This is a genomic window from Plantactinospora alkalitolerans, from assembly GCF_015690345.1.
Classification (GTDB): Bacteria; Actinomycetota; Actinomycetes; order Mycobacteriales; family Micromonosporaceae; genus Plantactinospora; species Plantactinospora alkalitolerans.
Window position 1 is genome coordinate 1 of sequence record NZ_JADPUN010000166.1, and the last position, 19,310, is coordinate 19,310.

Annotated in this window: 16 protein-coding genes; 8 read left to right on the top strand and 8 right to left on the bottom strand. The window is 71.5% G+C overall.

Annotated features, from left to right (window positions below):
• Window positions 1–310: 310 nt before the first annotated feature.
• From I0C86_RS17170 to I0C86_RS17180, 3 genes are all read right to left on the bottom strand, one after another.
• A complete protein-coding gene (locus I0C86_RS17170; RefSeq protein WP_323373695.1) occupies window positions 311–1,426 on the bottom strand; it encodes a sensor histidine kinase in 1,116 nt (371 codons plus the stop codon).
• Window positions 1,423–2,109 carry a response regulator transcription factor gene (locus I0C86_RS17175; RefSeq protein WP_196202244.1) on the bottom strand — a complete coding sequence of 229 codons (687 nt, stop codon included), beginning with the start codon at window positions 2,107–2,109 and terminating at the stop codon, window positions 1,423–1,425. The genes I0C86_RS17170 and I0C86_RS17175 overlap by 4 nt, the downstream gene beginning before the upstream one ends.
• Before the next feature lie 190 nt (window positions 2,110–2,299).
• Window positions 2,300–2,854 (bottom strand): phosphoribosyltransferase family protein, encoded by a 555-nt coding sequence (locus tag I0C86_RS17180; RefSeq protein WP_323373696.1) that lies wholly within the window; start codon window positions 2,852–2,854, stop codon window positions 2,300–2,302.
• A 189-nt stretch (window positions 2,855–3,043) separates the two neighbouring features.
• On the opposite strand from I0C86_RS17180, the gene I0C86_RS17185 reads away from it, so the two are divergent.
• The 4 genes from I0C86_RS17185 to I0C86_RS17200 all read left to right on the top strand — a co-directional run bounded on the left by I0C86_RS17185 (window position 3,044) and on the right by I0C86_RS17200 (window position 7,593).
• The gene (locus I0C86_RS17185; protein ID WP_323373697.1) at window positions 3,044–3,685 is read left to right on the top strand and encodes a septal ring lytic transglycosylase RlpA family protein; all 642 of its coding nucleotides are present in this window, start codon (window positions 3,044–3,046) and stop codon (window positions 3,683–3,685) included.
• A gap of 287 nt (window positions 3,686–3,972) precedes the next feature.
• A complete protein-coding gene (locus I0C86_RS17190; protein ID WP_196202247.1) occupies window positions 3,973–5,100 on the top strand; it encodes a PP2C family protein-serine/threonine phosphatase in 1,128 nt (375 codons plus the stop codon).
• A 162-nt stretch (window positions 5,101–5,262) separates the two neighbouring features.
• Entirely contained in the window at window positions 5,263–7,155 is a 1,893-nt protein-coding gene (locus I0C86_RS17195; RefSeq protein WP_196202248.1) for an acyl-CoA dehydrogenase, read from the top strand.
• Between the two features lie 168 nt (window positions 7,156–7,323).
• Window positions 7,324–7,593, top strand: a complete 270-nt coding sequence (locus tag I0C86_RS17200) for a DUF6458 family protein (RefSeq protein WP_196202249.1) — start codon at window positions 7,324–7,326, stop codon at window positions 7,591–7,593.
• A gap of 61 nt (window positions 7,594–7,654) precedes the next feature.
• On the opposite strand, the gene I0C86_RS17205 is transcribed toward I0C86_RS17200, so the two are convergent.
• A complete protein-coding gene (locus I0C86_RS17205; protein WP_196202250.1) occupies window positions 7,655–8,329 on the bottom strand; it encodes a SixA phosphatase family protein in 675 nt (224 codons plus the stop codon).
• A gap of 140 nt (window positions 8,330–8,469) precedes the next feature.
• On the opposite strand from I0C86_RS17205, the gene I0C86_RS17210 reads away from it, so the two are divergent.
• Window positions 8,470–8,739, top strand: coding sequence for a DUF6458 family protein (locus I0C86_RS17210; protein ID WP_196202251.1), 270 nt, complete (start codon window positions 8,470–8,472; stop codon window positions 8,737–8,739).
• Between the two features lie 62 nt (window positions 8,740–8,801).
• Window positions 8,802–10,634, top strand: a complete 1,833-nt coding sequence (locus I0C86_RS17215) for an NHL domain-containing thioredoxin family protein (protein ID WP_196202252.1) — start codon at window positions 8,802–8,804, stop codon at window positions 10,632–10,634.
• A gap of 20 nt (window positions 10,635–10,654) precedes the next feature.
• Here the strand turns inward: I0C86_RS17215 and I0C86_RS17220 are convergent, their stop codons facing one another.
• On the bottom strand, window positions 10,655–12,370 hold the full coding sequence (locus I0C86_RS17220; protein WP_196202253.1) for an alpha-keto acid decarboxylase family protein: 1,716 nt from the start codon (window positions 12,368–12,370) through the stop codon (window positions 10,655–10,657).
• Window positions 12,371–12,645: 275 nt separating this feature from the next.
• On the opposite strand from I0C86_RS17220, the gene I0C86_RS17225 reads away from it, so the two are divergent.
• A complete protein-coding gene (locus I0C86_RS17225; RefSeq protein WP_196202254.1) occupies window positions 12,646–13,368 on the top strand; it encodes a hypothetical protein in 723 nt (240 codons plus the stop codon).
• A 47-nt stretch (window positions 13,369–13,415) separates the two neighbouring features.
• Complete coding sequence (trhA, locus tag I0C86_RS17230) at window positions 13,416–14,093, top strand: PAQR family membrane homeostasis protein TrhA (RefSeq protein ID WP_196202255.1); 678 nt, start codon at window positions 13,416–13,418, stop codon at window positions 14,091–14,093.
• 76 nt (window positions 14,094–14,169) lie between these two features.
• Here the strand turns inward: trhA and I0C86_RS17235 are convergent, their stop codons facing one another.
• From I0C86_RS17235 to I0C86_RS17245, 3 genes are all read right to left on the bottom strand, one after another.
• Window positions 14,170–17,109, bottom strand: coding sequence for a hypothetical protein (locus tag I0C86_RS17235; RefSeq protein WP_196202256.1), 2,940 nt, complete (start codon window positions 17,107–17,109; stop codon window positions 14,170–14,172).
• 360 nt (window positions 17,110–17,469) lie between these two features.
• Window positions 17,470–17,607, bottom strand: a complete 138-nt coding sequence (locus I0C86_RS17240; protein ID WP_196202257.1) for a hypothetical protein — start codon at window positions 17,605–17,607, stop codon at window positions 17,470–17,472.
• Between the two features lie 231 nt (window positions 17,608–17,838).
• The gene (locus I0C86_RS17245) at window positions 17,839–19,308 is read right to left on the bottom strand and encodes a dihydrolipoamide acetyltransferase family protein (protein WP_196202258.1); all 1,470 of its coding nucleotides are present in this window, start codon (window positions 19,306–19,308) and stop codon (window positions 17,839–17,841) included.
• Window positions 19,309–19,310: the final 2 nt, after the last annotated feature.

Genomic DNA, 19,310 nt, shown 5'->3' on the forward strand with positions numbered 1-19,310 from the left:
GTGGCGGGACTGATCGACGTCGCCGTACGGGGGGCGGCCGGCGGCGTCGCTCCGGTGGGTCCTTCCCCGCCCGACGCCGCACGCGGTGCCGGTGCCGGTGCCGGTGCGGGTGCGGGCGCTGGTGCCGGTGTCGGTGCGGGTGCGGGTGTCGGTGCGGGTGCGGGTGCGGGTGCGGGTGCGGATGCGGGTGCGGGTGCTGGTGCGGCAACCGCTACCGATACCGCCGGAGCCTGGGTGGTCCGCCCGTCCTTCGGGCTGAAGGTGCCCGGGTCCCCGCTCGGTTCTCCCGGATTCGTCGCGGCCGTGTCGCTCATCGCGGTACCTCCACCGTCGTGGGGTTGGCGGACGTACCGGCGGCGACCGGGAGAGTCACCCGGATCTGACAGCCGACCGCTCGTCGTGATCCGTTCGGCGGCCCGGTCCCGGTCATCGGCCGGTCGGCGACGGCGATCGTGCCGCCGTGCAGTTCCACCACCCAGTGCGCGATCGCCAGACCGAGGCCGGTGCCGCCGTCGCCGGTCCGCTCGCCCCGGGTGAAGCGTTCGAAGACCTCCGGCCGGAGCCGTGCGGGGATGCCCTCACCCTCGTCGGTCACCTCGAACCGCAACTCGTCCGCCACCCGCTTCGCGGCGACGAGTACCCGCCCGCCCACCGGGCTGTGCCGGGCGGCGTTGTCGAGCAGGTTCGCGAAGACCTGGTGCAGTCGCCGGGGATCGGCCTCGACGTGCAACGGCGCCGGCTGCTGGCGTACCTCGAACCGGACCTCGCGCCCGGCACCGGCCGCGTTGACCGCGGCCTGCTGGACGACCTCGTCCAGGAACTCCGCGACGTCGATGTTCTCTCGGCGCAGCGGTAGCACCCCGGCGTCGAGCCGGGACAGGTCGAGCAGGTCGGCGACCAGGTGACCGAGCCGCTCGGTCTGGGTCAGCGCGACCCGCAGGGTGGACAGGTCCGGCTCGGCCACGCCGTCGACGATGTTCTCCAGTACGCCCTGCAGGGCGGTGATCGGGGTACGCAGCTCGTGTGAGACGTTCGCGATCAGTTCCCGGCGTCGCCGGTCGGCCTCGGCCAGGTCGCCCGCCATCTGGTTGAAGGCGGCGGCCAGTTCACCGACCTCGTCCCGAGATGTCGCCCGGACCCGTCGGGTGTAGTCGCCCCGGGCCATCGCCCGGGCCGCAGCGGTCATCTCGCGCAGCGGAGAGGTCATGCCGTGGGCGAGGAACTGCGAGGTGAGCAGGGCCACGCCGCAGGCGGTGCCAGCGGTCCACCAGGGGATCCAGCCGATGCCGATGATGAACACGGCCAGCCCGGCAGCTCCCGAGCCGACCATCAGGATGCCCAGCTTCAGCTTGATCGACCAGATCGGGTCCAGCGGTCGGGGCAGGACGTCGAGGGCAGAGTTGAACCCGCTCCAGAACCTGGTCACGGCTGTACCTCCAACGCGTAACCGACCCCGTGGACGGTGCGGATCAGGTCGGCGCCGAGCTTGCGGCGGAGCGCCTTGACGTGACTGTCGACGGTTCGGGTGCCGGAGCCGTCCATCCAGCCCCAGACGTCGGCGAGCAGGCGTTCCCGGGGCAGCACCATCCGGGGACGGTTGGCGAAGTGTGTCAGCAGGTCGAACTCGGTCGGGGTCAGGTGCGCCTCGACGCCCTCGCGCCGGACCCGGCGTTCCGCCTGGTTGATTTCGAGGTTTCCGATCCGGAGGATCTCGGTCCCGGTACGCGCCGCGCTGCTGGCCCGGTCGACCCGGCGCAACAGGGCGTGTACCCGGGCCGCCAGCTCGCGCAACGAGAACGGCTTGGTCAGGTAGTCGTCGGCGCCGACGGCGAGCCCGACAAGCAGGTCCGTCTCGTCGTCCCGGGCGGTCAGCATCAGCACCGGGACCGGTCGGTCGGCCTGGATCCGCCGGCACACCTCCAGCCCGTCGAAGCCGGGCAGCATCACGTCCAGGACGACCAGTTCGGGGCGACCCGTCCGGAACGCCTCGACGCCGTCCGGCCCGGTCCGGGCGATCGCCACCAGGAAGCCCTCGGCGCGCAGCCGGGCCGCGACCGACTCGGCGATGGTGCGTTCGTCCTCGACGACCAGGATCCGGCGTTCCGTCATGGCCCTGACTGTAGGGACCGCCCGTGTGTGATCGTGGAGCGCGTTGTGAACAACCTGTGGAGAACCGCGCTGCCCTGTGGATAACCCCCGGGGCTGGGAAAAGCGCCAGCCGACGCGCCCGCACCGCGTGGTCTGCGGCGGCGGGGCGTGCGGAGGCGGGGTCTGCGGAGCGGGCGTCCGGAGGCGGGTGTCAGGTGTGCAGGTCGGCGGCGGTCAGCAGACTGTCGAGGCGGAGTTCCCGGGCCATCTCCGGCGAACACTCGGCGACCAGCGCCGCGGTGCCGAGCGCCGTACCGCCCCGGATGGTGATGACCTCGTAGAGGGCGCGTATCTGGGCGCCACTGGCCACCCAGTCGTCCACCACCAGTACCCGGTCGGCCGGACCGAGGTGCCGGTTCCGTACGCCGAGGGCCAGTCGCCGCCCCCGGTAATCGGAGTCGGTCCAGGCCCAGGTGGTGGGCTCGGCGATCCGCCGGTCCCCGGTGTTCTTGTACGCCGGGACAAAACCGACACCGAGCGCGTTCGCCACGAGTGGGCCCAGTAGCAGGCCGGTCACCTCCGGCGCGATCACGACGCTGGGACGCTCGTCCCGGAAGGGCTCGGCCAGCGCTGGTCCGAGACCGGCGAGGATGGCCGGGTCCCGCCACCAGCCGGACGAGTCACTGACCAGGTGGGTGCTCTCCGGTCCCGGGTCGGTCCACCGGAACCCCTCGACCAGTCGTTTTCTCAGCTCGGCCCGTCGCACGCAGACCATCTTGCGGCACTCCGGCGGACCGGTTCGCGGTACGGGCACGTCCGACCCAGCCGGGATCGGATGATCGGCTACACGTTTCACCACATAAACGGGCAAAAGCACATGATCACGTTGACTTCCGAAGTACCTGTCTCGTTACGGTCCGACCCGATCCATGTCGTCGTACGAGGGGAAGTGCCGGTGGCCGGGAGACATGTCCGAGCTCGAATCTTCAGGACGCCGACCGGTCTGGTGGCCGCCGGTGCGGTGGCGGTCGCGCTGGTCGGCGCGGGTGCCGCCGGGGCGGTACGGCTCGGCACCGAACCCGCCGCCAACTCGTCGTCGGTGCCGCTGGTGACCGCCCCGGTCGTACCGGGCAGCCCGAACGTACTGCCGACGACCTCGACCAGCCCGGCGCCGACCAGCCCCGATCCGACCCGTTCGGCCGAGCACTCCTCCCGGTCCAGCACCCGGCCGACGCCGAGCCCGACCCGTTCCGCCGCGACGAAGCGACCCGCCACGACGAAGCGGTCGGCCTCGACGCCGACGGTCCGAGTGGTCGACACCGGCTCCTGCGGCGCGTCGTACTACGACCAGGGACAGGTCACCGCGAACGGGGAGGCGTTCAATCCCGACGGGTTGACCGCCGCGCACAAGACCCTGCCGTTCAACACCCGGGTCCGGGTGACCAATCCGGCCAATGGCAAGTCGGTGGTGGTCCGGATCAACGACCGGGGGCCGTACATCGACGGGCGTTGCATCGACCTGTCCCGAGGGGCGTTCCAGGCGATCGCCTCGTTGGACCAGGGTGCGCTCGACGTGCGGTACGAGGTCCTCGGCTGATCGGCGCACCGTGACCGGGCGACTCGATGTTGTGACCGGGCGACTCGGCGCCGTGACCGAGTGACTCGGTGGCGCCGGGACCGGGCGACTCGGCCGGGGCGTGGCGGGGTGACGGCGGTGCGTGTTCGCCGGGCCGGCGAAATGATCACAGATTGTTCATTCGACGTGCAACGGCTGGCTGACTCGGCGATGTCGTCCGGCGAAACCGGGGCGGTTGACTGCGCCAGGTGGCCAGAACCCGATCGGACGAGGAGCCAACTTCGTTCAATCGCGCTTGTCGATCAGGCATGCTGTTCGGCGTACCCATGCGAATGATGCCGTCGGGCGATGGCCCGATGAGCCCTGGCTCCCGCGCCGGTCTCGGCGCGGCCATTGTGCTGCTCGCACTCGTCTCCGTGGTGGAGCTCGCGGACGACTCGAAGGTCAACTATGTCGGCCTGGTCGCGGCGGCGCCGTTCCTGGCCGCGGCGTTCGCGTCCTGGCGGATGGTGCTGGCGGTCGGGGTGATCGCGACCGTGCTGGCGGTGTCCCTGGCCTGGGGTGGGCATGTGGTTCCGCTGGCCGCCTCGGTCAACATCGTCGGCGTCCTCCTCGCCACGGCGATCGCCGCGCTGTTCGCGGTGATCCGGCAACGGCAGGCCGACCGGATCGCCGAATTGTCCAAACTCGCATCAGTGGCCCAACAAGCCGTACTGCGTCCGGTCGGTCCACAGGTCGGCAGCCTGGCGGTGGCGGGCCACTACATCTCGTCCACGGCGGCGGCGGACATTGGCGGCGACCTCTACGAGGCGATCGACACACCGTACGGAGTGCGGATCATCATCGGAGACGTCCGGGGCAAGGGTCTGGACGCGGTCCGACTGGCCAGCATCGTGCTCGGCTCCTACCGGCACGTCGCCTACGAACGGGCCGACCTGCGGGCGATCGTCGCCGACCTCGACCGGGCGGTGGCGCGCAACGTCGGCGACGAGGACTTCGTGACGGCGGCCCTGGTCGAGGAGCGGGGCGGCACGCTGACGATCGTGAACTGTGGCCATCCGGCGCCGTTGCTGCTCCGGGGCGGCCAGGTGATTCCGATGGAGCCGCCGGCACCCGCGCCGCCGCTGGGCTTCATGCCGGTGGTCCGGCCCAGGGTCGAGCGGCTCGAGCCCGGCGACCGGCTGCTGCTGTTCACCGACGGACTCGGCGAGGCACGCCGGGACGGCGAGTTCTTCCCGACGGCGGACCGGGCCTGGCGGCTGCTCGGGCACGGCACCGTGGCCGACGGGCTGGCCTCGCTGGAGTCGGCGCTGGTCGAGTGGGTGCGGGGCCGGCTCGACGACGACATCGCCCTGGTGCTCATGGAGTACCCGGGACCGCGCTCGGCAACCACCACCGCCGTACCGAGCTGGGAGGTCGGCGCCGCCGACGGCTGAGCCGCGCCGAACCGGGGGACCGGGCCGGCGGCGGTCGGCAGCGGGGTCGGGTTCCCGGCACTGTGGCATTCCTCACTGGTCTGACCGGCTCCGGGCGTACTACCCGCGAGTAATATAGCCCGTGTTACTGCTGGGTAACCTGTGTGCGGAAGCGGGGGGCAAATGACCCACTACAGGAGCAATCGGCGCGACATCGAGTTCAACCTCTTCGAGGTCTTCGGCGCGGACCAGACGTTCGGCGTCGGCCCGTACTCCGAACTGGACGCCGACACCGCTCGGAGCGTCCTCGCCGAGGTCGACCGGCTGGCCCGCGAGGACCTGGCGGTCAGTTACGCCGAGAGCGACCGCAATCCGCCGGTGTTCGATCCGGCCAACCACACCGCGGCGCTGCCCGAGGCGTTCAAGAAGTCCTACCGGGCACTGATGGAGTCGGACTTCTGGCGGATGGACCTGCCCGCCGAGTTGGACGGCACACCCGCCCCGCGCGCCCTGTGGTGGTCGGCCGCCGAGCTGATCCTCGGCGCCAACGCACCACTCTGGATGTACGCCAGCGGTCCGTCGTTCGCACACACCCTCCACCGCGAGGGCACCGAACAGCAGAAGAAGTGGGCCAAGCTCTTCGTCGAGAAGCAGTGGGCCTCCACCATGGTGCTCACCGAACCCGACGCGGGCTCGGACGTGGGCGCGGGGCGGACCCGGGCGATCCCGCAGCCGGACGGTTCCTGGCACATCGAGGGCGTCAAGCGGTTCATCACCAGTGGTGAGCACGACCTGACCGACAACATCATCCACTATGTCCTGGCCCGACCGGTCGGCGTGGAGGGTGCCGGCGGCCCGGGTACCAAGGGCCTGTCGCTGTTCGTGGTTCCCAAGTTCCACTTCGATTCGGAGACCGGCGAACTGGGCGACCGCAACGGCGTCTACGCGACGAACCTCGAACACAAGATGGGCCTCAAGGTTTCGAACACCTGCGAGATGACCTTCGGCGAGCATGGTGTTCCGGCCAAGGGCTGGCTGCTGGGCGACGTACACGACGGCATCCGGCAGATGTTCCTGATCATCGAGTACGCCCGGATGATGGTCGGCACCAAGGCCATCGCCACGCTCTCCACCGGCTACCTCAACGCGCTGGAGTACGCGAAGAACCGCGTCCAGGGTGCCGACCTGCTCCGGTCGACCGACAAGAACGCCCCTCGGGTGACCATCACCCACCATCCGGACGTGCGCCGCTCACTGATGTTGCAGAAGGCGTACGCCGAGGGCCTGCGCGCGCTGGTCTGCTACACGGCGACCTGGCAGGACCGGATCAACCTGGCCGAGGCGGCCGGCGACGAGTCGACCGTCAAGCTCGCCAAGGGCGTGAACGACCTGTTGCTGCCGTTGGTCAAGGGTGTCGGTTCGGAGCGGGCGTACGAGATGCTCGGTCACGAGTCGTTGCAGACGTTCGGCGGCTCCGGTTTCCTCCAGGACTACCCGTTGGAGCAGTACGTCCGCGACGCGAAGATCGACACCCTCTACGAGGGAACCACGGCGATCCAGAGCCTCGACCTGTTCTTCCGGAAGATCGTCAGGGACCGGGGCGTGAGCCTGATGGCCGTGGCCGGCGAGATCCAGGGCTTTGTCGAGTCCGGGGTCGGTTCCGACCCGGTGCCCGCGGTGTCCGCCGAGCCGGTCGACGGTCAGCTCAAGGAGGAGCGGTTGGCGCTGGGCCGGGCGCTCGGTGAGGTGCAGAGCATGCTCGGCACCATGACCGGATGGCTGGCGGAGGCCCAGGGTGACGATCCGCGCGCGATGTACAAGATCGGGCTCGCCAGCCGTCGCTTCCTGCTGGCGGTCGGTGACCTCGTCGTCGGCTGGCTGCTGCAACGGCAGGCCGAGGTGGCCCTCCGGGCGTTGAGCTCGGAGGTGTCCGAGGCGGACAAGGCGTTCTACACCGGGAAACTGGCCGCCGCCCGGTTCTTCGCCCGCGAGGTCCTGCCCCGGATCGGTGCCGACCGTCGCATCGTCGAGGGCGCCGACCTCGAGTTGATGGAGTTGGCCGAGGACGTCTTCTGAGCGTTTCCCGATCTCCCGCCGACCGATGGCGGTGATTCCCCGCTCGACGGCGGCCGGCGAAGCAGTTGCTCGCCGGCCGCCGCGTTACTCTTGAGGCGATGCTAGGAGCAGTTTGACCTGATTTGTCATGAAAGCCCACGACCCATCGCACGGGGGAGTGCAGCGGACATGGGCCTTGGTACGGGAATCTTTCTCATCACGTTGGGAGCCATCCTGACGTTCGCGATCCGAGCGAACATCTGGTGGCTCGACCTGCGCGCGGTCGGCTGGGTCTTCATCCTGGCCGGGCTCGGAGTGGTGGCTACCACCCTCTGGTACTGGCAGGACCGCAAGAAGCGCGCCCGGACCCTGATCGTCGAGGAGAACCGGCTGTCGCATCCGACGGCGATGATGCCGCCGCCACCGGATCCGCCGCCACCGAGCGCCCCACCGACCTGATCGGGGCGGGCCGGAACCATTGTTCTGCCCAGGCTGGCCCGAATCATCGGTGTCACGACGGTCAACCGCGCGCGGTGTGCCACTTCACGATCGGTCCGGCATTCTCGCGTACATCCGCCCACTCGTCGTCGATCCCGTGTATGACGATCCCGCTGGTACGCAGGCCGCCGGGGTCGGCATGTACCGGATCGAGCAGAGTGGACAGGTCTGAGATGGTCGGGTTGTGCCCGATCAGCAGCAGTGTCGTCGCGTGCGGGTCGGTGGAGCGGACGAGTTCGAGCAGGTCCGCCGCGTACCCGTGATAGATCCGCGGTTCGTAGCGGACCGCCGGAACCCGGCGCTGCGTGGGCGCGGCACCCGCCGACATGGTCGTCGAGCGGTGTGGCGTGTCGGCGGGACCGCCGGGCGTCGGACCGGCGGGCGTCGGACCGGCGGCGTGGGCCGGCTCGACGGGACGGGTCGGCGGCGCTGCCATCCCGAGAGCGGCGTCGTGCCAGGTCTGCCGGGTGCGTTTCGCCGGGGAGCAGAGGACGACGGTCGGCAGGTAGCCGCCGTGGTCGAGCCAGGCGCCAGCGGCGGCGGCATCCGCGTGTCCCCGGGCGGTCAGCGGTCGCTCGGCGTCCGGCCCGCTGGTCGGTCGTTCGGCCTTCGCGTGCCGGAGCAGCACGAGTACCCGCTTCGGCGCCCTCGGTCGTCCACCGGCCCCGAACGGGCCGGACCCACTGGTGTCCGTCACGTCGATCCCCACTCCTCCGTCTCGTTCAGCCCAGCTTGCCTGATTCGGATTTGAACCGCCTGGGTATGTCGATGTGTGCCGCAACCGCACCGGTAGGCGGTGCTGGCGCAAGCCGGTCGAGAGCCTAGGAGGGCGACAAAGTGGGCATCGGTGGAAGCATCTTCCTCATTGCACTGGGTGCGATCCTGGCGTTCGCGGTGGACGTGGAGGTGGGTTGGCTCAACCTGAGCATCGTCGGCTGGGTGTTGATGGTCGCCGGTGTCGTTGGTCTGATCATGACCGCCTACCTCTGGCGCGGTCGTCGCCGCACGGTTGTCACCCCGGTGGCCGACCCGAGGGTCGTGCCCGCTCGGGACGACCAGGTCGTCGAGGAGTACCGGGAGGTCCGTCGTCCCGGGCATCCGCTCTGACCGGGGGTGATCCGGCCGGGGTCGCGGGGCGGACCGCGGCCGGGTCCTGCAATATGGGGCGCATGACTGCACGGGTGCGCGCACCAGAGTTCCGGGGCCGGGGCTGGCTCAACACCGGCGGGCGAGAGCTGACTCTTGCCGATCTACGCGGAAAAGTTCTTCTGCTGGATTTCTGGACTTTCTGCTGCATCAACTGCCTGCACGTGCTGGACGAACTGCGCCCGTTGGAGGAGAAGTACGGCGACGCCCTGGTGGTGATCGGGGTCCACTCGCCGAAGTTCGAGCACGAGCGCGACCCGGATGCGCTCGCCGCCGCCGTCGAGCGGTACGGCGTCACCCACCCGGTGCTGGACGACGTGGAGATGGCCACCTGGCAGCAGTACGCGGCGAAGGCGTGGCCGACGTTGAACGTGATCGACCCCGAGGGCTACGTGGTCGCGGCGATGGCCGGGGAGGGACACGCCGAGGGGCTGTCCCGGCTCCTCGACGAGCTGATCGCCACCCACGAGGCCAAGGGCACCCTGCACCGCGGCGACGGCCCGTACGTCCCGCCGGCCGAGCCGGCCACCCCGCTGCGTTTTCCGGGCAAGGCGATCGAACTGGACGCCGGTCACCTGCTGGTGTCGGACTCGGCCCGGCACTCCCTGGTCGAACTCGCGCCGGACGGCGAGACGGTAGTGCGGCGGATCGGCGCCGGGGACCGGGGACGGGTGGACGGCCCGGCCGACACCGCCCGGTTCGCCGAGCCGCAGGGAGTGTGCCGGCTGCCCGCGCACGCGGCCGAGGTCGCCGGGTACGACATCGTGGTCGCGGACACCGTGAACCACCTGCTCCGGGGCGTACGGCTGGAGACCGGCGAGGTGACCACCGTCGCGGGTACGGGTCGACAGTGGCGTTCGACGGTGGACGACCACGCCCACGACGCCCTCTCCGTCGACCTGTCCTCGCCATGGGACGTGGCCTGGTACGACGACCGGGTCGTGATCGCGATGGCGGGGATCCACCAGCTCTGGTGGTTCGACCCGATCAAGCGGACCGCCGGAATGTACGCCGGCACCACCGTCGAGGCGCTGCGGGACGGTCCGCTGCCGGACGTCTGGATGGCCCAGCCCTCCGGGCTCTCGGTCTCCGCCGACGGCCGCCGGCTCTGGGTCGCCGACAGCGAGACGAGCGCACTGCGGTACGTCGAGGACGGCGAGCTGCACACCGCCGTCGGGCAGGGCCTGTTCGACTTCGGCCACGTGGACGGCCCGGCCGAACAGGCGCTGTTGCAGCACCCGCTGGGCGTCGGCGCGCTGCCGGACGGGTCGGTGCTGATCGCCGACACGTACAACGGCGCGGTGCGGCGGTTCGACCCGGCGTCGGGAACCGTCTCGACGGTCGCGGACGGACTGGCCGAGCCGAGCGACCTGGTGGTCACCGGCGACGGTGAGGTGCTGGTGGTCGAGTCCGCCGCACACCGGCTCACCCGGTTGGCGCCGGGTGCGCTCTCGGCCGCCGGCGCCAGCACGATCGCCGGCGCCCGGCACCGTACGGAACGGCCGCCGACCGATCTCGCCGCAGGCGAACTGACCCTGGACGTGATCTTCGAGCCGCCGCCGGGGCAGAAGTTGGACGAGTCCTTCGGCCCCTCCACCCGCCTGGAGATCTCCGCGTCCCCACCCGAACTGCTGCTCGACGGCGCCGGGGTCGGCACCGAACTGTCCCGGCGACTGGTCCTCAGCGACCAGGTCGCCAGCGGGGTGTTGCAGGTGGTCGCCCAGGCTGCCACCTGTGATGCCGAGGCCGAGCACGCCGCCTGCCACCTGAGCCGGCAGGACTGGGGAGTGCCGGTACGGATCACGCCGGACGGGGTACACCGGCTGCCGCTCGTCCTGCGCGGTCTGGACAGCTGACCCGCCGTCCCCGCCCGGGATCAGCTCGCCGTCTGCTCCGGCAGGCCACCCCACGGCAACCGGGGAGGATCCATCGACATCCGCACCTGGTAGTCGAGGGCGGTCGTCTCCCTGCCCCACCGGGGCATGCCGAGCGGCACGTCCTCGGCATCGAGCCGTACCTCGATGATGGTCAGCCGGTCGGGTCTGCCGGCCAGGCCGGCGAGGACCCCGGCCAGTTCGCCCTCGGTGGCGGCCACGTGCGACTCCATCGGCGTGTTCCGGGCGAACATCGACGGCAGCTCGGCGTAGCGCCAGTCGTCGATGTCGTTGTAGGGCTGGTGCGCGCCGTCGATCGTCCGCTCCACGGTGTAGCCGCCGTTGTTCAGCACGATGATGATCGGGCGTTGGCCGGTCGCGAGCATCCGGCTGATCTCCTGGACCGTCAGTTGCAGGGAGCCGTCGCCGGTGATGAGGACGACCCGGCGGTCGGGGTCCGCCATCCCCGCGCCGAACGCGGCCGGCGTCGCGTACCCGATCGCGCCCCAGAGCGGCGCCAGCAGGACGTCGGTGCCCGGCGGCAGGTGGAAGTTCGCCACGCCGAACGACGGGGTGCCCGTCTCCGGAACAAGCACGTCTCCCGGATGCAGCATGGCCGCCACCGCGGACCAGAGCCGCGCCTGTCGGAGCGGTGCGGTGCTGGTCGAGTCAAGTAGGAGGGGACCGGGTTCGATGGTCACCTCCCAGTCGGCCGTACGGGCCGGTGCGATCTCGTGCAGCGCGCGCAGTGCCGTGGCCAGCGGTACGGACGGGAACACGGCCTCCCCGACGGTGCCGGAGTCGGCGTTGAGCCCGATGATCCGGGACAGGTCCAGGTCGGCGGTGAACAGCCCGTCCCAGTCGAAGAACTTCGTGCCGACGCAGACGAGGGCGTCGGCGCCCTCGATCGCCGTACGGGCCGGCTCGAGACTGTCCCCGCCGTTGTAGATGCCGACGAAGTGCGGGCTGGACTCGTCGATGAAGCCGCGTCCCATGCTCTGTGTCGCGACCGGCCAGTTCCGGTCGTTCAGCAGCGAGTTCACCAGGTTCCGCAGGTCGTAGCGGATCGCCAGGTTGCCCACCAGCAGCGCCGGGCGGGTGGCGTTCGAGAGCAGCCGCCGGGCGGCGTCGACGAACGCGTCGAGCTGCTCCGGGTCGACCGCCGGCTCGGGCGGGATGAGCGGCGACGAGGGCGGCGCCACCTGCTGCCGGGCGACGTCTCCGGGCAGGCGTACATAGACCGGCCGCCGGGCGAGCCAACCGGCACACAGCACCCGGTCGATCTCGCTGCTCGCGTTGTCGGCGGTCAGGCTGGTCTGGGCCACGGTGACCTCGCGGCCGACCCGGACCCATCGGTCGTAATCGCCGTCGCCGAGCGAGTGGTGCATCGCCGCGTGCTGCTCCATGATCCGGACCGGTGGCCCGCCCACGATCGACACGATCGGTACCGACTCCGCCATCGCCCCGGCGAGGCCGCACACCGCGGAGAGTTCGCCCGGGCCGAAGGTGGTGACGATCGCGGCGATCCCGGCCAGTCGGGCGTAGCCGTCGGCGCTGTAGGAGGCGTTCAGCTCGTTGCAGCTACCCACCCACTCGATCCCTGCGAACGCCTCGACCTGGTCGAGAAACTCCATGTTGTAGTCGCCCGGCAGGCCGAAGATGTGTCGTACGCCGAGGTCGTGGAGCCGGCTCAGTAGCAGCTCACCCACGGTGATCATGGTTGGACAGCTCCGCGCATCGTGCCACCCCCGTCACCACGCCGTCGTCGCCGACCGTCCACGAGTCGTCGACCTCGACCGCATCGCCCGCCGTTCCCCATTCTCACGTCCTCACCTGGCGTCGGGACCGGGAATCGGCAAAGCCGCACGCCGGTCCGCGAGGGCCGGAAACGGGCGAGGCGTCACCAGGCGCACGACGGGATCGACCGTGCGGCAGCATCCCCTCGGTGGTCGCCCGTTCGGCCGGCCTGGATGGTGCGACGCACAATTGCGGAATGCCGCTCCCCCTCCCGCACCCCTCGGCCCTGCTCCACCTCACCAGGAACGCCGTCGACCAGGCCACCGGCGCCGCAGCCACACTCACCGGCCTGCCGGCCCGCGCCTTCGAGGTGCTCGACGCCACCGAGGCGCTGGTACGCCGGATCGCCACCGTGCTGGACCGGGTGGAATCGGTCCTGGAGCGCGTCGAGTCCACCCTGGATCGCACCGGTCAGATCGTCGAGGCCACCGAGAAGACGATCGAGCAGGTGCGGTCGGTCACCAGCCGCGCCGTCGCCCCGATCGACGAGGCGGCCCGGATCACGTCGGCGGCCGGGCTGGTGGTCGCCGACGCGAAACTGGTCGCGGACCGGGCGGCCGCGACCATGGCCCGCGCCGAGGGAACCATGACCACCGTCGACGAACTGCTCGCCGCGTACGCCGACACCTTGCGCAAGGGCGCGCCGATGGCACACCGGTTCGTCGAGCAACTCACCCCGGAGGAGGTCGACGCGGCGATCCGCCTGATCGACGAGCTGCCCCGGTTGACCGGACACCTCACCGCGGACGTGCTGCCGATCCTGGCCACCCTGGACCGGGTCGGCCCGGACATCCACGACCTGCTCACCGTGACCCGCGACCTGAAGCTCGCCATCGCCGGCATCCCGGGGCTGGCGATGCTGCGCCGACGTGGCGAGGCGCTCTCGGTGGAGGAGAAGTCGACCCCGCGGGCAACGTGATGCGATACACTACCTTCGAGTAACCTACGGTGTCGTAACCTGTCCAGGTGAGTACCTCTGTGCCGATCCGGCTTCGCCCCGTCGACCTGGGCAAACCACGGATGCGAGGCTGGCTGCACGCGTACGCCTTCTTCGTGGCCGTAGCGGCCGGTGTCGTACTCTGCGCCGTCGCGGCGACCCGGCCGGGCTGGACAGCGCTGGTCAGTTGCACCGTCTACAGCGTCACCGTCTGCGGCCTCTTCGGCACCAGCGCCCTCTACCACCGGCGGGTCTGGTCGGAACGCGGCTACCGCACCATGCGCCGACTCGACCACTCGATGATCTTCGTGTTCATCGCCGGCACGTACACGCCGTTCTGCCTGCTGCTGCTCTCCGGGCGGAGTGCGGCCGTACTGCTGGTGGTCGTATGGTCCGGCGCGGTGGCCGGAGTGGCGCTCAAGCTGGTCTGGCCACACGCTCCCCGGTGGGTCTCCGCGCCCCTCTACCTCGCGCTGGGCTGGGTCGCCGTCGCCGTCCTGCCGGACATCCTGGATCGCGGCGGGGTGACCGTGCTGGCGTTGCTGGTCGCCGGAGGGGCCGCCTACAGCATCGGTGCCGTCTGCTACGCGCTACGTCGCCCCAACCCCTGGCCCACGGTGTTCGGCCATCACGAACTGTTCCACGCGTGCACCCTCGTCGCGGCGATCTGTCATCACGTGGCGATCTACTTCGCCCTGTTCGCCTGACCCGCCGTGGAACGACCAGCGCCCCGCCTCCCGTACGGGAGGCGGGGCGCGGCGTCGTATCAGCCGGCCGGCTCGGCTACCCGGCGGTCGCGGGTTGCAGGCAGAGCACTTCCTTGCGGCCCGGGATGACGATGGTCTGCGGGGTGTTCGGTGCGCACTCCGCCTTGTCGGTCACCTTGGAGACCACCTTGTACACACCCTGCTCCGCGCAGTCGGCGATGACGGGAGTGCCGCCGGAGTCCTTGACACAGGCGCCCACCGCCGGGTTGAACGGAGGAGCCGCGTCCTCTTCGCCGATCTTGCCGAGCAGCCAGAGCGTGCCCAGCGGAATCGCCAGCAGCAGGACCGCGGCGACCAGCACCAGGAACAGCACCTTCCCGTTGCGTACCTGGGGCGCTGGCGGTTCGGTCTTGATCTCTGGTTCCGGTTCCGGCTTGAACGAGTCGAACCGGCCCTGATCGGCGCCGTCCGGTCCACCGCCCCAACTCGGACCGGACGGGGAGGGCGATCCGTACGTCGGCGCACCCCCGGGTACCCCGAACGTCGTCGGAGCTGCTCCGGGTGTCGCGCCGTAGGTCGCACCCGCTCCCGGCGATCCGTAGGTCGCACCCGCTCCGGGCGCCCCGTACGCCGCCGGTACCGGTGCCGCCGAGTTGGACGCGCCGAATCCGCCCGGGCCTCCGGCGCCCGGCATCGGCGGGCCGAAGTCCGGCTGTCCGGTCCCGTTTCCACCGAACCGGTCTGCCTCGGCTGAACCCGGCCCACCGAATCGGTCACGATCGGCTCCACCCGGCCCACCGAATCGATCGGCGTCGAAGGGGGCCGGTCCGCCGAATCGGTCGGTGTCGGAGGGGGCTGGTCCGCCGAATCGGTCGATGTCGGAGGGACCTGATCCACCAAAGCGGTCGGCTCCGCCCGGTCCGCCGAAGCGGTCGGCGTCGGAGGGGCCTGGTCCGCCGAAGCGGTCGGCGTCGGAGGGACCTGGCCCACCGAAGCGATCGGCTGGGCCGTTTCCGCCGAACCGGGGGACATCGGATGGACCGGATCCGGGTGCACCGGTCCCGGGAGAGTCGATCAGATCGGCGAATGGCGAGCCTCCGGCCGCCTGAGGGCGGTTCGGGGCGTCGGTCTGGGGTGCCCTGGCTCCCGGCACGGCCACCCGGGTCGCGGGCGGGTCATCCGGGAAGCGGTCGCCATGGTCTTCCGAGCCGGGCTGTGCCGGTGGCGCGCCGTAGACGCCCGTTCCGGGCATTCTCGCGCTCTCGCCGCCGGACCGGTCGGCCTCCCAGCCGCCAGGCTCGGCGGCGCGGGCCTGGTCGGGCTCGTCGGCTGGGGCGGCCCGGCCGTACACCCGTGGCTGCGGTGCCGGCATCGGGGTCGCGGCGACGTGGTCGGCCGGCGGCAGGACCCGACTGGCCGCCGGGACGGCGGCGCTGGCCCGCCCGACGGGCCGATCGGAGTCGGCGGCCGGCTCCGGCCGTCCCACCCCGGGTACGGCCACCCGACCGCCGACCGCGGAGTCCGTCGGCACCCGTGGCTGGGGTACGACCGGCATGGCACCGGGCGGCGGAGCGGGCGGCTGCGGTGCCGCCTCCGGCGCGGTCGACGGGTAACCACCCGGGGTCCAGCCGTCGGGCTCCCGGGGCGACTGGCCGTAGTCCGCGGGTTGGCCGTAGTCCCGGCCCTCCGCCGGCTGGCCGTAGTCCGCCGGTTGGCCGTAGTCCCGGCCCTCCGCTGGCTGGCCGTAGTCCGCTGGCTGGCCGTAGTCCCGGCCCTCTGCCGGGGAGTCGGACCTGGGCTGGAAGCCGGGCCGGGCCGGGTAGTCGCCGGGGGCCGGCGAGCCGGCCGGCACGGGCCGCCCGGACTGCGCCGCGTAGTCGCTCGGGACCTGCGGTGGGTAGTCGGCCGGCGGCGCGGCGGCCAGGCTGGCGCCGGGTACCCGGGTCTCCTGCGGCGGCAGCGGCACGGCGTTCTCCGGTGAGAATCCCGGCGCCGGGCGGGGCTGGTAGGCCGGTCCGTCGGCCGGGCTGCCCGGCTCCCGGCGGTCGAATTCGGGATGGGACGGTTCGAACGCACCCGGTCTGGCGTTCGGTCCCGGCGACGACGACCAGGTCGATGGCTGTGGTGCCCAGGCAGCAGCCTGCGGCGGACCGCCGGGTGGCTGTCCCGCCTCGGCCTGCGGTGGGTAGTCGGCGGGTCGCTGCGGATAGTCGCCCGGTGGCGGGGCGGACTCCGGACCAGATCGCTGGGAGCCCCACGCCTCGCCCGGTCCCCACGGTTCGGGACCGGCGAAGCCGCCGCCGCCCCGGTTGGCCGGCGGGTAGCCGGAGCTGTCGGCGGACTGGCCGGGGTACGCGGACCCGTCCGGAGCCGCCGACGGGTACGCCGGGCCGCCGGACGACTGGGCCGGGTACGCCGGGCCGCCGGAGGACTGGGCCGGGTAGCCGCCCTGCGGGCCGCTGACGGGCTGGCCGGGGTAACCGCCCGGCTGACCCCCGGCGTGCTGGTCGGGATAGCTCTCCGGGCCGCCGGAAGCGGCGGACTGGGCCGGATACGTCGGCGGGGCGCTCGACGGCCCTTCGGACTGGCCGGATCCGGTCCAGCGCGGCGGGCCGGCCGGGCTGTCCTGGGCCGGTGGGGTGCCCCACTCCGGCGGGTAGCCGGCGGCGTCGGGGGGCGTCGCCCTGGCCTGGGCGGGCGCCTCCGGCGGTACGCCCCACTGCATCTCCTGGCGTGGCCGGGGTGCTCCCGGCTCGTTGCCGGACGGCTCCCAGCCGGGCGCGCCGGACTGGCCGCCACCCGGGCCGGCCGGCTGCTCGTCCCAGCCGTTGGGTGCGCCCGCTCGCCCGGACGGTGGTGGTGCCCATCCGAAGTCGGCCGGTGGCGCACCGGCACCCTGGGGCGGGAACCGGTCCTCGCCCTGTGGTGCGGGACTGCCGTACGGGGCTGGGCCTGCGGCGCCCGGCGCAGCCTCGTCCGGCCACCGGCCGGGGTGCTGCGGGTCCTCGGACGTCATGCGCGCGCCTCCTCCATCACATGTCGGCCGCGCCGATCGCGCGTCGGTCCTCCGGCCAGGGTCGCCCGGCGGTACCGGCGCGAAACCGGCTCAGCAAGCTCCCCGCACGGTAACCGGTCCAGGCCGGTGCCGCCCGGGGGCAGCGCCGGTCGCCGGGGCCGGCCGTTCGGGAACGTGGAGCTGACGAGGTCTGCTCGATACGTCCCGGGCGGTTGGTCGGGCGACGACCGAGCCCCACCGTACCGGGCGGCGCGGTGGGCGCGGAATCCCGGTGGCCTGCGTGGTGAAACGCCGACGGCCCACCCGGAGGACCGGGCGGGCCGTCGATCTGGTGCGGAGATGAGGAGGCTCCGCTGGGGGTCAGCCGTAGTAGCGCTGCGCGGCGATCAGGATCTCGTCGCGGACCGCCGGCGAACTGGTCGCCTGCAGTGCCCGCTCGATCGCCCGCGCGCGTCGGACGCTGGCCCGTCGGTTACGAAGTCGGTTGATCATGCTCATGGTGTGCGCCCCCTGGCTATTCGGTTGTCTTCCCGTCTGATGTGTCCATTCAACCGCACCGAGCCTCGGCCTGCCACTGATTCTAAGGTGAGTTGGGACACCAGCCTACGAATCAAAAGTCCAACGGTCTTCGTGGCGACGGTTCTTCGTAACCTTATGGATACGGCCGGTGTGCCCGGGAGTAACCCGGAGCACACCGGCCGCGTCCCGCCAGTGCAGATCGTCGGAGCGTCAGGTCCAGCCGAGCAGGGCCGCCTCCGGATCGGCCAGGAAGTCGCCCACGTCACGCAGGAACTTCGACCCCAGTTCGCCGTCGATGATCCGGTGGTCGAAGGAGAGCCCCAGCGTTGTCACCGAACGAACTCTGATCTTGCCCTTGTGTACCCAGGGCATCTCCCGGATCGCCCCGAACGCGAGGATCGCCGACTCGCCCGGCGGCAGGATCGGGGTACCCGTGTCGACGCCGAAGACCCCGACATTGGTGATGGTCAGGGTCCCGCCGGACATGTCCGACGGCGCCGTCCGTCCCGTCTTCGCCGTCTGGACCAGCGCGGTCATCGCGTCGGCCAGTTCACGCAACGACAGCCGGCCGGCGTCCTTGATGTTCGGCACGATCAGGCCGCGCTCCGTCGCCGCCGCGATGCCCAGGTTGACGTACTCCTTGACCACGATCTCGTTCTCGGTCCAGGTCGAGTTGACCATCGGATGCCGACCGACCGCGAGCAGCACCGCCTTGGCGACGAGCAGCAGCGGCGAGACCCGGACCTCCTGCCACTCCCGACGCTTCCGCAGCCGGTCGAGCGCCTTCATCGACCGCGTCACGTCGACCGTCAGGAACTCGGTGACGTGCGGTGCGGTGAACGCCGACGCGACCATGTTCTGCGCGGTGAGCTTCCGCACGCCCTTGACCGGAATCCGCTGTTCCCGGTCGGGTCCGAAGGCGGGGCCCGCCGTGGTCCGGGCCGCGGACGCCGGTTCGGCCTCCGCCCCGCCCCCGGCCACCGCCAGGTGTACGTCGTCCCGGGTGATCGAGCCCAACGGGCCTGATCCGGTCAGGGTACGCAGGTCCACCCCGAGATCCTTGGCGAGCTTGCGTACCGGCGGCTTCGCCAGAACCAGCGCCTCGGAGCCCGTACCGGTCCCGGCGGCGGGCGCCGGAGACGGCGTCGTAGCCGGCTGGCGTACCGGCGCAGCGGCCGGCACCGGGGTCGGAGCCGGCACGGGCGCCGGTACCGATGCGGGTGCGGACCGTGGCACCGGAGTGCCAGCCGGCCCGGCGCCCTTGCGGGGTCGGCGCTTCGCGGCGCCGGTCTTCGGGCCGTATCCGACCAGTACCGCCGTCCGTCCGCCCGGTGCCGGTCCGCCGATCAGGCCCGGTTCGATGGCGCCCTCGGCCGGGGCCAGCTCGACCGCCGCCAACGAGGCGGCGGACGGCACCGGCAGGTCGCCGGCACCCGGATCGGTGTCGACGGCGAAGATCGGCGTGCCGACGTCGACCACCGTGCCTTCCTCGTGGAAGATCGCGGTGACCCTGCCGCCCCACTTGGCCGGGATCTCGACCGCAGCCTTGGCGGTCTCCACCTCGACGATCGGCTGGTTCAGCTCGACCGTGTCACCGACCGACACCAGCCACTTGAGGATCTCGCCCTCGGTCAGCCCCTCCCCGAGGTCGGGCAGGGGGAACTCCCTGACTCGCGACATCC

Excerpts from the sequence above, each read along its gene's own strand:
- I0C86_RS17175 (WP_196202244.1), bottom strand. The coding sequence starts at position 2,109 with ATGACGGAACGCCGGATCCTGGTCGTCGAGGACGAACGCACCATCGCC.
- I0C86_RS17190 (WP_196202247.1), top strand. The coding sequence starts at position 3,973 with ATGCTGTTCGGCGTACCCATGCGAATGATGCCGTCGGGCGATGGCCCG.
- I0C86_RS17195 (WP_196202248.1), top strand. The coding sequence starts at position 5,263 with ATGACCCACTACAGGAGCAATCGGCGCGACATCGAGTTCAACCTCTTC.
- I0C86_RS17200 (WP_196202249.1), top strand. The coding sequence starts at position 7,324 with ATGGGCCTTGGTACGGGAATCTTTCTCATCACGTTGGGAGCCATCCTG.
- I0C86_RS17215 (WP_196202252.1), top strand. The coding sequence starts at position 8,802 with ATGACTGCACGGGTGCGCGCACCAGAGTTCCGGGGCCGGGGCTGGCTC.
- I0C86_RS17220 (WP_196202253.1), bottom strand. The coding sequence starts at position 12,370 with ATGATCACCGTGGGTGAGCTGCTACTGAGCCGGCTCCACGACCTCGGC.
- I0C86_RS17225 (WP_196202254.1), top strand. The coding sequence starts at position 12,646 with ATGCCGCTCCCCCTCCCGCACCCCTCGGCCCTGCTCCACCTCACCAGG.
- I0C86_RS17235 (WP_196202256.1), bottom strand. The coding sequence starts at position 17,109 with ATGACGTCCGAGGACCCGCAGCACCCCGGCCGGTGGCCGGACGAGGCT.
- I0C86_RS17240 (WP_196202257.1), bottom strand. The coding sequence starts at position 17,607 with ATGAGCATGATCAACCGACTTCGTAACCGACGGGCCAGCGTCCGACGC.
- I0C86_RS17245 (WP_196202258.1), bottom strand. The coding sequence starts at position 19,308 with ATGTCGCGAGTCAGGGAGTTCCCCCTGCCCGACCTCGGGGAGGGGCTG.